This is a genomic window from Nocardia sp. NPDC023852 (genome assembly GCF_040639505.1).
Classification (GTDB): Bacteria; Actinomycetota; Actinomycetes; order Mycobacteriales; family Mycobacteriaceae; genus Nocardia.
On sequence record NZ_JBFAAB010000019.1, the window covers coordinates 80,478 to 93,490 of the forward strand.

Annotated in this window: 11 protein-coding genes; 4 read left to right on the top strand and 7 right to left on the bottom strand. The window is 67.1% G+C overall.

Translation table 11 applies throughout. From position 1 onward, the window contains the following. Window position 1 precedes the first annotated feature (1 nt). Window positions 2–307, bottom strand: a complete 306-nt coding sequence (gene rpsJ / locus AB0H00_RS23360) for a 30S ribosomal protein S10 (RefSeq protein ID WP_003938093.1) — start codon at window positions 305–307, stop codon at window positions 2–4. 648 nt (window positions 308–955) lie between these two features. Here rpsJ and AB0H00_RS23365 point away from each other — a divergent pair. Continuing rightward, on the top strand, window positions 956–1,432 hold the full coding sequence (locus tag AB0H00_RS23365) for a hotdog fold domain-containing protein (RefSeq protein WP_357269696.1): 477 nt from the start codon (window positions 956–958) through the stop codon (window positions 1,430–1,432). A gap of 137 nt (window positions 1,433–1,569) precedes the next feature. Continuing rightward, on the top strand, window positions 1,570–2,760 hold the full coding sequence (locus AB0H00_RS23370; RefSeq protein WP_357269699.1) for a lycopene cyclase family protein: 1,191 nt from the start codon (window positions 1,570–1,572) through the stop codon (window positions 2,758–2,760). Here the strand turns inward: AB0H00_RS23370 and AB0H00_RS23375 are convergent. The 3 genes from AB0H00_RS23375 to AB0H00_RS23385 are packed head-to-tail and all read right to left on the bottom strand — an operon-like array spanning window position 2,730 to window position 5,400. Then, on the bottom strand, window positions 2,730–3,599 hold the full coding sequence (locus tag AB0H00_RS23375) for an ABC transporter permease (protein WP_357269701.1): 870 nt from the start codon (window positions 3,597–3,599) through the stop codon (window positions 2,730–2,732). The genes AB0H00_RS23370 and AB0H00_RS23375 overlap by 31 nt on opposite strands. Beyond that, window positions 3,596–4,411, bottom strand: coding sequence for an ABC transporter permease (locus tag AB0H00_RS23380; RefSeq protein WP_357269733.1), 816 nt, complete (start codon window positions 4,409–4,411; stop codon window positions 3,596–3,598). The genes AB0H00_RS23375 and AB0H00_RS23380 overlap by 4 nt, the downstream gene beginning before the upstream one ends. 5 nt (window positions 4,412–4,416) lie before the next feature. Beyond that, window positions 4,417–5,400: an ATP-binding cassette domain-containing protein gene (locus AB0H00_RS23385; RefSeq protein ID WP_357269704.1), complete on the bottom strand. Its 984-nt coding sequence runs from the start codon at window positions 5,398–5,400 to the stop codon at window positions 4,417–4,419. 363 nt (window positions 5,401–5,763) lie between these two features. Between AB0H00_RS23385 and AB0H00_RS23390 the strand changes: the two genes are divergently transcribed. After that, complete coding sequence (locus AB0H00_RS23390) at window positions 5,764–7,290, top strand: aldehyde dehydrogenase family protein (protein ID WP_357269707.1); 1,527 nt, start codon at window positions 5,764–5,766, stop codon at window positions 7,288–7,290. 11 nt (window positions 7,291–7,301) lie between these two features. Here AB0H00_RS23390 and AB0H00_RS23395 read toward each other — a convergent pair whose 3' ends face one another. Next, complete coding sequence (locus AB0H00_RS23395) at window positions 7,302–8,540, bottom strand: helix-turn-helix domain-containing protein (protein WP_357269710.1); 1,239 nt, start codon at window positions 8,538–8,540, stop codon at window positions 7,302–7,304. A gap of 433 nt (window positions 8,541–8,973) precedes the next feature. On the opposite strand from AB0H00_RS23395, the gene AB0H00_RS23400 reads away from it, so the two are divergent. Beyond that, on the top strand, window positions 8,974–9,999 hold the full coding sequence (locus tag AB0H00_RS23400; RefSeq protein WP_357269713.1) for an SDR family oxidoreductase: 1,026 nt from the start codon (window positions 8,974–8,976) through the stop codon (window positions 9,997–9,999). Between the two features lie 187 nt (window positions 10,000–10,186). Here the strand turns inward: AB0H00_RS23400 and AB0H00_RS23405 are convergent, their stop codons facing one another. Both AB0H00_RS23405 and AB0H00_RS23410 read right to left on the bottom strand, forming a co-directional pair. Further along, window positions 10,187–11,434: an Nramp family divalent metal transporter gene (locus AB0H00_RS23405; protein ID WP_357269716.1), complete on the bottom strand. Its 1,248-nt coding sequence runs from the start codon at window positions 11,432–11,434 to the stop codon at window positions 10,187–10,189. Between the two features lie 134 nt (window positions 11,435–11,568). Further along, window positions 11,569–12,558, bottom strand: coding sequence for an alpha/beta hydrolase family protein (locus tag AB0H00_RS23410; RefSeq protein WP_357269735.1), 990 nt, complete (start codon window positions 12,556–12,558; stop codon window positions 11,569–11,571). Window positions 12,559–13,013 lie beyond the last annotated feature (455 nt).

The window sequence follows — 13,013 nt, forward strand, 5'->3', positions numbered from 1 at the left end:
GTCACTGAATGTTGACGTCGACGCTGGCCGGCAGGTCGATGCGCATAAGCGCGTCCACCGTCTTCGGCGTCGGGTCGAGGATGTCGATAAGGCGCTTGTGCGTACGCATCTCGAAGTGCTCGCGCGAGTCCTTGTACTTGTGCGGCGAACGGATGACGCAGTACACGTTCTTCTCGGTCGGCAACGGCACCGGGCCCACGACGCGTGCCCCGGTGCGGGTCACCGTCTCCACGATCTTGCGCGCAGATGCGTCGATCGCCTCGTGGTCATAGGCCTTGAGCCTGATGCGGATCTTTTGTCCCGCCACGCTAAGTGTCCTTTTCTCCGCTTTCCTTCGTGGCCCGGAAGCTGGCTACACCAACTTTCTGGACCACCCTCAATTTGCACAGCCCGAACACACGAAGACGCCTCAGAGTCGAGACCTGACCGGGCATGCCCGGTCCTCGCCGCTGTTCATCTGTCATGGTTCTCCGGTCCACGCGGTCGGGCGTGTCGCCCATCCGCTCATTCCTCGGCCTCGGATCTACTTCATCTCAGACCTGGAACACTGTCCCGGACGTACCCACGCCGGAAACCCGGCGAGGTACAAGATTGGGTACTACTCGCCTCGCCCGACCACAACCCGTTCCACACGGAACAGGCACGGCCCGGTGCAAGGCAACCCGAACAGTATGCCCGACGCACTCCCACACTCCAAATCGGTGTTTGTTTCGCCGTTGCGCTGTTCGGCCGCGAACCCGTCGACGGGGTCGCGCTGAGTCTTCGGCCGCGCGGGCGCGGCATCCTCGCGATCCCTTATGACTCGCGTCCGAGCAACCGCCACTGGCGACTTCGCCGCGGGCATGGCGCCCGCGCGTTCGCTCAGTCGGCCGGCCGCCCTACGCAGGGCAGGGTGCCGGACAGTATCCACAGCAGAGGGCTTACCCATAACTTACTTCTGAGTAAGATACAGATTATGACGAAAGAGACCGTGACCTACCGCGGCTGGAAGAAACTGCCGGACAACCGGCTGGGCCACGCCTTGTTCTCGCTCGGGATGGTCGCGCGGGTGCCGTACTTCGGTACCGTGCTGCCGAGCGTGGTCCGGCTGGAACCCGGGCTGTGCGAGGTGACCTCGCCGAAGTGGTTCGGTATCCACAACCACCTGGGCACCTTCCACGCGATCGCGGCGTGCAACCTGGCGGAGGTGGCGATGGGCATGCTCAGCGAGGCGACCGTCCCCGCGACGCACCGTTGGATTCCGAAGACGATGACCGTGCAATACCTGGCCAAGGCCGAGACCGGACTGCGCGCCGTCGCGAAACTGCCCGAGATTCCGGACTTCGCGGCGATCACCGAAGGCCGCGACCTGGTGGTGCCGGTGTCGATCTACGACAAACACGGCCTCGAAGTCGTACACGCCGACATCACCACTTGGGTGACGCCCGATTGACGTTTCTTCCCCGCCGAGGCGATTGTGGCTCGCCGCATCTGTTCCAGGCTGGACGCATTTCCGCGAGACCTGCATTTCCAGGGCTCGATCAGCGGCGATAGTTGCGCTTGCGTCGGCCGGACGGATTGAATGCCCCCATGGGTGGCAGCGCGGTCCGGGAAGTCGACGTGTGCGTGGTCGGGCTCGGCCCGACCGGCCGGGCGCTGGCGCATCGCGCGATGCGGGCCGGGCTGTCGGTGACGGCGATCGATCCGCGTCCCGACCGGCTGTGGCCGCCCACCTTCTCCTGCTGGGTCGACGAGCTGCCGGACTGGCTGCCGCCCGGCGCCATCGCGACCACGATCCCGGCGCCCACCGTGTGGACGACGACCGAACACCGCATCGACCGGCCCTACTGTGTGCTGTCCAAGCCCGGTCTGCGCGAAGCGCTCCCGCTCGACGACGCCGCCGTCGTGGCAGGCCGCGCCAGCCGGGTGGACGCGCACGAGGTCGAGCTCGCCGACGGCACGGTGCACACCGCGGCGACAGTGTTCGACACCCGCGGACTGCCCGCCCTCGGACGCCGCAGGGCGGCGAGCGCGCATGGTGTCTTCGTCGACGCCGAGACGGCCGCGCCGATGGTCCGTTCGGGCGAGGGCTTGTTGCTGGACTGGCGACCGGAAAACGGCGCGGGCCCGGACGAACCGCCGTCGTTCCTCTACGCGGTGCCGCTCGGCGACGGCACGGTGATCTTCGAGGAGACCAGCCTCGGCCTGCGCGGCGGCATGCCGCAACGCGAACTGCGCAGACGCACGCTCAACCGACTCGCCGCGCACGGTATCCGGCTCACCGGCGCCGAACCGAGCGAGGCGGCGCATTACCCGCTCGACCAGCCGCCGCCGCGCAAAGGCGAGGCGAGGGCGCTTCCGTTCGGGTCGCGCGGCGGCATGATGCATCCGTGCACCGGCTACAGCGTCGCCGGCTCCCTCGCACTGGTCGACACCGCGGTCACCGCGCTACAGCGGGGTCGCGACCCGATCGCCGCGCTGTGGCCACGGCGCGCGCGACTGGTGTACTGGATGCGGACGCGCGGCCTCTACGGCCTGGGCAGGCTCACCACCGAACAATCCATCGCCATGTTCGACGCGTTCTTCAGCGCCTCCCCTCGCGGCCGGCGCGCCCTGCTGTCCGCCCACGACGACTACACCGCTCTCGGCGCGGTGCTGTTCAACACCGTCGCGCACACCTGGCCGTTCCACTGGCGCTACGACCTGGTCGGCTGGACCAACCGGAACCGCTGGCTGGACTACGACTTCGATCAGGCTCCGGTCTCGGCGGCGCGGCGGTAGCCGCGGACCGCGGGGTAGGCGAAGACCACGATCATCCCGATCACCCAGGCGACAGTCTTCAGCAGCGGCTCCGCCACCGGGCCGCCGTAGGACAGTCCGCGCATGGCGTCGATGGCACAGCTCATCGGCTGGTTCCCGACCGCACCTTGCAGCCAGCTCGGGTAGACGAAAGTCGGGACGAACCCGGAGTTGAAGAACATCAGCAACGTACTGATGATCCCGATGACGTTCACCAGCATCACGCCTTCGGAAACCGTCGCCAGCGCGGTGACCAGCACTGCGAAAGCCACACCGAACAGGACCGGAATGCCGATCAGCGCCAGCGCCGCCACAAGCCCCTGGTCGAAGCGGAAGCCGATGGTCAACCCGACCGCAAGCACGAATAGTGTGGTGATCAGCACCCGGATCGACTCGGCGACCAGTCGCCCGGTCAACCCAGCCGCGCGATGGATCGGCATGGTCCAGAACCGGCCGAGCAGCCCGGTCATCTTCTCCGCTTTGAATCCGAGCGCGCTCACCACCGCACCCGACATCGCCGCGACCAGCGTGATCATCGGAACGGTTCCGTAGACGCTCGGCTGGCCGGTAGCCAGCGTGATCGAGTCGCCGAGCACGATGCGGAACATCAGCAGGGTAACGGCCGGATAGATCAGCGCCTGGATCGTCGTCGCGGGGTCGCGTACCCACACCATCAGCAGTCGCTTGCACTGGATCAGACTGTGCGCGAACCAGGTACGCGGGGAACTTTCCGAGCGCACGGCCACTTCGGGCAGCAACGACGAGCCGATGCGCTCGGCCGCGTCGTCGGCGGGTGCCACGGTCGCCTCCACAGAACTCATGACCGCCTCACACTCGCCCAGATCGCCAACGGGATGAACACCACCGCAAGCCCGGCCACCCACACCAGCGGCACCCACAACACTTGCCAGGTCACTCCATCGGCCGCCATATCGCGCAGGGCGAAGGAGAACTGGGAGATCGGCTGGTTGCGCACCAACGGCCGAATCCACATCGGGAAGCTGCGTTCGGGCACGAACCCGCAGGAGAGCATGCCGAAGATCAGCGTCGGCAGGGTCAGCGCCTGACTGAGCGACTCGGGGCTCTTGGTCAGGCTGCCGAGTGCATCGGCGCCGATCGCGAGCACCGTGCCGACGGCGAGCGAGAAAACACAGAACAGCACTGCCTGCCCGAAGCCCGCGACGAAGCGGAATCCGATGACGTATCCGAAGACCACCGCGGCGGTGAGCGAGGTGATCGACCGGACCAGCCCGGCCGCGATACGCGCCGTGAGCGGGACGACCATGCCGATCGGCATCGTCTGCAGGCGGGTGCTCAATCCGGTCCTCGCCTCGAACGCGGCAATCTGCGCGTTCGACATCATCGTGAAAGCCATGGTCTGCAGCACGATGATCGGCATGACGTACTGGGCGTAGTCGATCCCCTGGAACTTCATCACGTAGCGCAGCGGCAGGTAGAAGCCGAGCGTGAACATCAGCGGCGTGACCACCGCGACGATCATCTCGCCCTTGGTCACCATGGTGTAGACGATCCGGCCGGTCAGCGCGCGCCATTGTGCGAACGACGAGAGCCGCGGCTCGGGCAGCTCGGCGAACAGTGCCGCGGCGGCGGGTGTGCTCTCCGGGGCGGTCACAGCGGTCACGCGTGACCGCCCGTGTGGCCGGTGATGGACAGGAACACGTCGTCCAGCGAGGGGCGGCGTAGCGCGATGTCGGCCAAGTCGATGCCCGCGCTGTCGAGCCTGCGCAGCGCTTCGGTCAGCGTGATCGCGCCCTCGGGCGCCGGAATGGAGAGCCGGTCGCCGCCGTCGAGATCTGCGAGCACCGCGGGCGGCATCAGGTCGCCGAGCGCGTACGCGGCGGTTCGCAGCTTGGTCGGATCCAGTGGGACCACCTCGCAATAGCTGCCGCCGGTCTTCTCCTTGAGTTCGTCGGCGGTGCCCTCGGCGATCACGGTGCCCTTGTCTATCACGATGATGTTGTCACTGAGCACGTCCGCTTCCTCGAGGTACTGCGTGGTCAGCAGCACCGTGATGTCCTGGGTCTTGAGTGCGGTCACCAGATCCCACACGCCCTGCCGGCTGCGTGGGTCGAGGCCGGTGGTCGGCTCGTCCAGGAACACGACCTTCGGACGCACCACAAGGCCGCAGGCGATGTCGACGCGGCGACGCATGCCGCCCGAGTAGTGCCGCACCGCACGGCGGCCTGCGTCCACCAGGTCGAACTCCTCGAGCAAAGTGTCGGCGCGCTTGCCGGCCGCGGACTTGGCCAGGCCCATCAGCCTGCCGAACAGCTCCAGGTTCTCCCGGCCGGAGAGGTTCTCGTCGAGCGCCGCGTACTGCCCCGTCATCATGATCGAGCGGCGCACGCCCGCCGGGTCCTTCAGCACGTCGTGCCCGGCGACGACGGCGGTGCCGGAGTCGGGGCGCAGCAAGGTGGAGAGGACCTTCACCATAGTCGTCTTGCCCGCGCCATTGGGGCCGAGAATGCCGAGAACGGAGCCGCGTTCGGCGACGAAGCTGACGCCCTGCAGTGCATGCACGTCGCCGAATGACTTGCGGATGTCCACCACTTGGACCGCTGGCTCACTCGCATGCGAATCTGCTTGGTTGGAATTCGGCATCAACTCTCCACTATCGGCCGGTGCGGCGACGAGGTCGCCTGAGCGCATGCTTGCGCTCTGATTGGTGATCCGTCGCGCTCGGCGTGATGTTACCGGCCCGGCCGCCTCGCTATCGCGTCGCGCGTGCCACCCGCCCCTGGGGTCATCAACAGTGTCCTTACTCACATTTCCTGCTCCCTGACCCCCTCGCGTGGGGTCGCCGCTGGTGAGGGCGATCCGGGGCGGCCAGGGGCTGGCGGCCGAAGCCTTGTCGGCCCGCGGCGGCAGACCATAGTCTGCTTGACGGGGAACCACAATCACTCGTCTGCGGCTGTGCCCCGCTCAGCGGTTCGCACGCTGTTTTCGACACTGTGAGAGGTGATCATGGCCGAGTCCGCGCAGCCACGACTGGCGGCGCATCCGGGAGGAACGGGCCGATCGAATGTGCTGACGTCCTACGATCCGCGCACCGGCGAGGTGGTGGGCAGCTACGCCGTGATGCATTCCGGCGAGCTCACTCGCGCCGTGCACGCCGCGCGCGCCGCCGAAAAGTGGTGGGGCGAACTGGGATTCAGCACGCGCAAACGCTGGCTCCTGGACTGGAAGCGCGATATCGTCCGGCGCTCAGGCGAGTTGGTGGCAACCCTGTGCGAGGAGACCGGAAAACCGGAGGCGGACGCCGCGATCGAGGTGATGCTCGCGGTGGAGAACCTGGACTGGGCCGCGCGCAACGCGGGCCGCACCTTGGACCGGCGACGGCTCGGCTCCACTTGGCTCACCCGAAACCAGCGAGCTTCGGTCGGCTATCTGCCGCTCGGCGTGGTCGGGGTACTCGGACCGTGGAACAACCCGGTGTTCACGCCCATGGGCTCGATTGCCTACGCGATGGCAGCGGGCAATGCGGTGGTGTTCAAGCCGCATGAGCTGACCACCGGCGTCGGGGTGTGGCTGGCCGACAGCTGGGCCAGGCTGGCGCCGAATCAGCCGGTGCTGCAAGCGGTTACCGGTGACACCGCGACCGGTGTCGCGCTCTGTCGCGCCAACGTCGACAAGATCGCCTATGCGGGCTCGGAAGCGGGCGCACGCGAAGTGATCGGGTTGTGCGCACAGACCACGACGCCGGTCGTCGTGGAGCGCAACGGCAAGGGCAGCATGGTCGTGCATGTGGACGCGAAGCTCGACGACGCCGCCGAGGCCGCGGTATTCGGCGCGATGGCCAACGCCGGGCAGAACGTCACCGGGATCCAGCGCGCCTACGTCGCCCAGTCGGTCTACGACCGATTTCTCGAGCTGGTCGTGGAACAAGCCCGCAAGCTGCGGCCGGGCGCGGATCGGAGGGCCTCCTACGGTCCGATGATCATGGAGTCACAGGTCGACGTGGTGCGCAGACAGGTCCGCGATGCGGTGGCCCGCGGCGGACGCACGGTGGTCGGTGGGCTGGAGTCGATCCGCGAGCCCTACATCGAGCCGATCGTGCTGGCCGAGGTGCCCGAGGAGAGCATCGCGATCACCGGCGAGGGCATCGGCCCAGTGCTCATCGTGAACAAGGTAGCGAGCATGGACGACGCCGCCGCGCGGATCAACGCGGTCGGCACCGATGTCGCGGTGTCGGTGTTCACCAGGGATGTGCACGAAATCGAGGCGTTCGCCGAGCAGCTGCGGGTCGGGGTGGTGACCATCAACTCCTCTACCGCCTACGCGGGCATTCCCGCGCTGCCCTTCGGTGGCGTCGGCGAGTACGGGCAGGGCCACAGCCACGGTGACCAGGGACTGCGCGAATTCAGCAGGACCCTCGCCATCGCGCGCAAGCAGTACCGGGCGCCGGTCAACCTGTCCACATTCGATCGGCGCCCGCGGCATCTACGCCTGGCCAAGATGATCTTCCGGGTCCGGCACGGACGCCCTTCGTAAGTCCACGGTGATCAGCCGAGCAGAACCGCGTCCATCAGCGCCGTGACCCGCGCCACTTGCGCTGGGCGGGAATCGAATCGGATCAGCCTACCGACGTCGATCACCTGACCGATGGCGGCGTGCACGCGGAAGCGCGCCTCCACCGGATCGCCGTCGAGCAGATTGGCCCACTCCAGCACATTCTGCCGTTGGATGGCGCGCAGTTTGTGCTGCTCGGTCTGCGGCAGATTGCTGAATTCCGCGTAGTAGACCGGCATGATCTCCGGCATCGCGAAGCTGAGCTTGGCGTAGCGGTCCGCCAGGCGCCGTGCCGCGTCCTCCTTGCTGGTCGCCTCGGCCAGCGCCTCGGTGATCGCAATGGCCAGCCGGTCACCCGTGCGGTAGAAGGCCGCGGCGAGCAGGTCGGCCTTGCTCGCGAAATACCGATACACGCTGGAGGCGTTGATGCCGACTGCCGAGCCGATCTCCTCGATGCTCGCCTCGTGGTAGCCCTGCCTACCGAAGATCCGGATCGCCTCGGTGAGCAACTGTTCGCGTTTCGAGGTCAGCGGGATACCGCGCACCGGCGGGACCGGGTCCGGCTCCGCGGGGGCGGCGGGCAGTTCGGTGCGCAGGATGGCCCAGGCCATCTCGCGCTGCAGCGGAAGCAGCCGTGCACTGGATAGCGTGGTGCGGTGCGCCGAGATGCTGGCGATCGTGCTGAGCACGCCCGCGGCCAACATCGCCACATCAGCCTGTGGCGCGGCGGGCCGCAGCCGCGCGATCGGTACCGCGAGAGTGTTGTTCAGATCGTCGTAGACCTTCTTGATCCGAACCCGGTCGGGACCCTCGAGGTAGCGCCTTTCCCAGCGGTAGAGCCCGGCCTCGCGGCGGATCTCGATGGTGTGCTCGCTGATCGCACGGATCAGTGCGTCCAAGCGCCGCGGCGGATCCAGACCAGGGTCGTCGGCGGCGGCGGCGACGCTCAGCAGATGACGCGCGCCTTCCTCGGCAGCCGCTACCAACAGCGCGTATTTGTTCGTGAAATGGCGATACAGCGCGGGGCCGGAGATTCCGACTTCGGCGGCGATTTCGTCCACGCCGACCGGGTAGTATCCGCGTTCGCTGAACGCTCGCGCGGCTGCCCGGATGATTCGAACCTTGCGATCCTTCGGACGGCGACGCACCGACGGACCGTCGTCCGCGCCCGTCCTACTCCCCGAGTCGGGCCGCGCGGGAGCGAGGTCGACCTCGCTGCGATCCGCGACCATGCACCTCTCCGTTCTCCGGCGGCGCTGGTTGACAGCGCCCGACGATGGAATCTAAGTTAACCACAATTCGCAAAGGGAACATTGTCATCGCCGGGCGTCGGCATCGCGTTGGCCGGCGACCCGGTCTACACGAGCGAGGATTCCCACCCCGCTGCTCGCCTTCATCAACATCGGCCTGATGCCCGACGGCGCGCGGCCGCGCTGGTCACCACGGCTGCCGGTCGCCGAGATCTCGCTACTCGGCGAGCGAACGCCCGCGCCCGCCGCCAAAGCGGCTGATCTGTAAACGGCGGTCGTGCCCGACGACGTCGACGCGATCGTGCAGGCCGCGGCCGCGAAGACCACCACGATGCTCATCAAGCGCGAGCCTGTCTTCGCCGACTGATCGGCCCGCCGCAACAAGCCAGCTGGCGAGCGACTATGTTCATCGGCTATGACTTACCTGGTTACCGGGGCAACTGGGTTCATCGGTAGGTTCTTCATCCCCCAGCTGCTGAAACGCGAGGGTGACATCCATGTGCTGGTACGGCCGGGCGACGCGTCGGCCGACCGGTTCGCGTGCTGTGCGCGGGAGTGGGCGGGCGGCGACCGAGTACGGCCGGTGCGCGGCGACCTCGGCGCGCCAGGGCTGGGCATCGACCCGGCCTGGTTGGCCGAGCACCGCGGCAGAATCGAGCACGTCTTCCATCTAGCCGCCAGCTACGACCTGACCGAACGCGGCGGCGGCACCAGGCACGTGGTCGACGTCGCCGAGGATCTCGACGCCGGTCTGCTGCATCATGCCTCGACAGTGGAGGTCGCCGGGTCCTGCGAGGGCCAGTTCACCGAGGACATGTTCGACTACGGTCAGGCGCTGGCCACGCCGATGCAGCGGGCAAAGTTCGAGGCCGAGCGGATTGTGCGGGGATCCTCCGTGCGCTGGCGAATCTACCGTCCGTCGATCGTGATCGGCCATTCCAAGACCGGCGAGATCGATCGGATCGACGGACCGTACTACTTCTTCCGGCTGCTGCGCATGGGCGCGCAACTACCGAGGCTGTTGCCGGTGCTGGTGCCGAAACTGGGTGAAACCAATATGGTTCCGGTCGATTTCGTCGCCCGCGCCCTGGACCACATCGCCCACCGGCCGTGCTCGGACAAAACCACCTACCATCTGGTCGACCCACGCAGGCAGAGCGCCGTCGAGGCGCTGAACCTGTTCGCCGACGAGGCGGGCGCGCCGCATCTGATCGAGGTGATGCCCAAGCGCACCCTCGACATGATGCTGCGCATCCCGGGCGTGAACTGGCTACTTCCCCGTGTCGGCGTTCCGCTGAATGTTTTGGAACACAGCGAATTCAGCTGCTGGTTCGACTGCCGCCACACCACAGCCGCGCTCGCAGGCACCGACATCAAGGTTCCACCGCTGGCCGGCTACGCCCCACTGATCTGGAAATACTGGATCGAGAACTGGGTCTGAACCGGCCACTTCGACCGACGCAGCCCGACCAAGTCCACCCGCACCCCGCCGGGCCGAGCGAACGCTCGAGACAGCCGCTGATGCGCCGAACCGAGCGAACGCTCGAGGCAGCCGCTGATGCGCCGGGCCGAGCGAACGCTCGAGGCAGCCGCTGATGCGCCGGGCCGAGCGAACGCGAGGCAGCCGCTTAGCTACCCGTGATGGTGAGATAGATGAGCGCGACATTGAGCATCGTGATGATGGCGGCGACCAGCCAGGCCAACGTGGTGGTCACGCGGTGGTTGGTGTCGGCACCCATCAGTGATCGGTCACTCGTGAAACACACCAGGGGAATCAACGCGAACGGGATACCGAACGAGAGCACAACCTGCGAAACGATCAGCGCGCGAGTGGGATCGATGCCTGCCGCCAGGATCGCCATGGCCGGGATCAACGTGATCAGGCGCCGCATCAGCAGCGGAATGCGCTTGCGCAGCAGCCCCTGCATGATCATCGCACCGGCATAGGCACCGACCGAGGTGGAGGCCAGACCGGAGGCGAGCAGGCCGATCGCGAGCAGCAGCGCGGCGACCGGACCCAGCGCGTCGCCGACGGCGGCGTGGGCGTCCTCGATGGTCTCGACCTCGCGGCCGCGCAGGGTATTCGCCGCCATCAGAAGCATGGCCAGGTTCACCGCGCCTGCCAGGATCATGGCGAGCCCGACGTCGACCTTGGTAACCCGCAGCAGCCTGCTGCGCAGGGGACCGGCCTCCGGGTGCCCGTGTCGGTCGCGGGCCAGAGCGGAGTGCAGGTACACCGCGTGCGGCATGACCGTCGCGCCGATCATGGCCGCGGCGAGCACCACACTCTCGGTGCCCTGGAAGCGCGGCAACAGGCCGCCGACCGTGCCGCCGAACGACGGTGGCGAGATCACCACGCCGGCCAGGAAGCCGATCGCGATGATCGCGAGCAGCCCGGTGATCACCCGCTCGAACGGGCGCTGCCCGCGACGGTCCTGGACCAGCAGCAGGGCCATCGATACCACGCCGGTGATCAGGCCGCCGACCAGCAGCGGCAGTCCGAACAGCAGGTGCAGCGCGATCGCGCCGCCGACCACCTCGGCCAGGTCGGTAGCCATCGCGACCGTCTCGGCCTGACCCCAGTAGGCCAGCCGAATCCGGCGGCTCGACTTCTCCCGCACCGCCTCCGGCAGCGACAGGCCGGTCACCAAGCCCAGTTTGGCGGAAAGGAATTGGACCAGCCCCGCCATCACGTTGGCCATGACGATGACCCAGACGAGGAGGTAACCGAATTGCGCGCCCGCGCTGAGGTTCGACGCGACATTGCCGGGGTCGACGTAGGCGATGGCCGCGACGAACGCGGGGCCGAGCAGACTGGTCGCCGCGCGCGCGCGCTGTCCGGCGACTCTCGCGGAATCAGCCACGACGGTACTCATGGAACAATACTTTACGGGTACCCGAACTTTATCGTTAGCAGCACCAATAGAAACCGACCGCCTGAGTTGCACATCACAGGCAACCAGGCGGTCGGTCGAGATTCAGCCGGGCGACCCCGGCTCAGCTCAGCGGGTCAGATGCCGAGGCCCTTCGCCAGCACCGGCCACGAACGCAGGAACTCGTCGCGCCAGTAACCCCATGAGTGGGTGCCCGATTCACGAAAGTTCCAGGTTGCTGGGATACCCAGCTGGTCCAGTTTGTTCTGCAGGTTGTGCGTGCAGTAGTTGGTGCCCGCCTCGATCACGCCGCCGATGACGATCTGGTTCGCCAGACCGTAGGCGCCGGGCAGGGCGTACTGGCCGTTGAGCGTGTCGTGCTGGCCCGGAAGGCCGTTGCCGGTGGAGATGTAGAGATCGAGCCCACGCAGCCCCTCGGCGTTCACATACGGGTCGTTGGCCACCCACTCCGGCCCGCCCTGGGGGCCCCACATGTTTTCGGTGTCGCCGCCGCCCCAGGTCTCGACGGTCAGCTTCACGAACTCCGCGCCGACCGGGTCACTGGTCTGCGCGCATCCGCTATAGGCCGCGACGGCCTTGTACAGCCCCTGCTTGGCGATCGGCAGCGCGAGCACGGTGGTCCCCGAAGTGGACAGTCCCGCGATGGCATTCACGCCGTTTGTGCCCAGCGCGCCGTCGACCAGCGGGGGCAGCTCCTCGGTGAAGAACGTCTTCCACTTGTTACGCCCGAGTACCGGGTCGTCCTTGATCCAGTCGGTGTAGTAGCTCCACTTGCCGCCGATCGGCTGGATCACGTTGACGTTCTTGTCCGACAAGAACTGCAGCGCATCGGTCTTCGCCTGCCACGAGGCGTCGTCCTCACCGCCGCCCGCGCCGTTGAGCAGGTACAGAGTCGGGCGTGGCACCGAAGCGTCAGCCGGGCGCTGGACGTCGATGATGATCTGCTCGTCCATCGCCGCCGAGTACACATACAGCCGGATATTGCGCGAGTTCTTGTATACGGCCTTGGCGATACGCGAACCGTCCGGTGCGGTCGGGTTTCCCAGCAGACTCTGGGAATCGATGATCGGGTCAGCCGACGCACTGGACGCGCCGAGCCCGGTCATGACGCCCGCGAGCACAGCAGTCGCCGCGATCGCTGCCGCGGCACGCAGTCCGCCGCGCCAGGTCTGTCGACGTATCAATTTCGCACCTTCGCTTCGTCTCGAAATTCGCTCTTGCATTCCCCACGCATCGAGAGTGGATGCCCTGGACACCACGCCCGACCATACGGCCTATGTAGTCGTGACAACAGAGGTCATCGTTACCGCACCGTTGCCCCATCATGCCGGACCGGTCCCGATTCGATCATGGCCGCCCCGTATTCTGTGCCTATCCAGCGCGTCCGGGGCCCTCCGTGGTTACACAGGCTCCCTCCTCCGGGCCTGACCGCACACGCTGTACCTATCCAGCGCGTGCGGGGCCCTCCGTGGTTACGCAGGCTCCCTCCTCCTGGCCTGACCGCACACGCTGTACCTATCCAGCGCATGCGGGGCCCTCCGTGGTTACGCAGGCTCCCTCC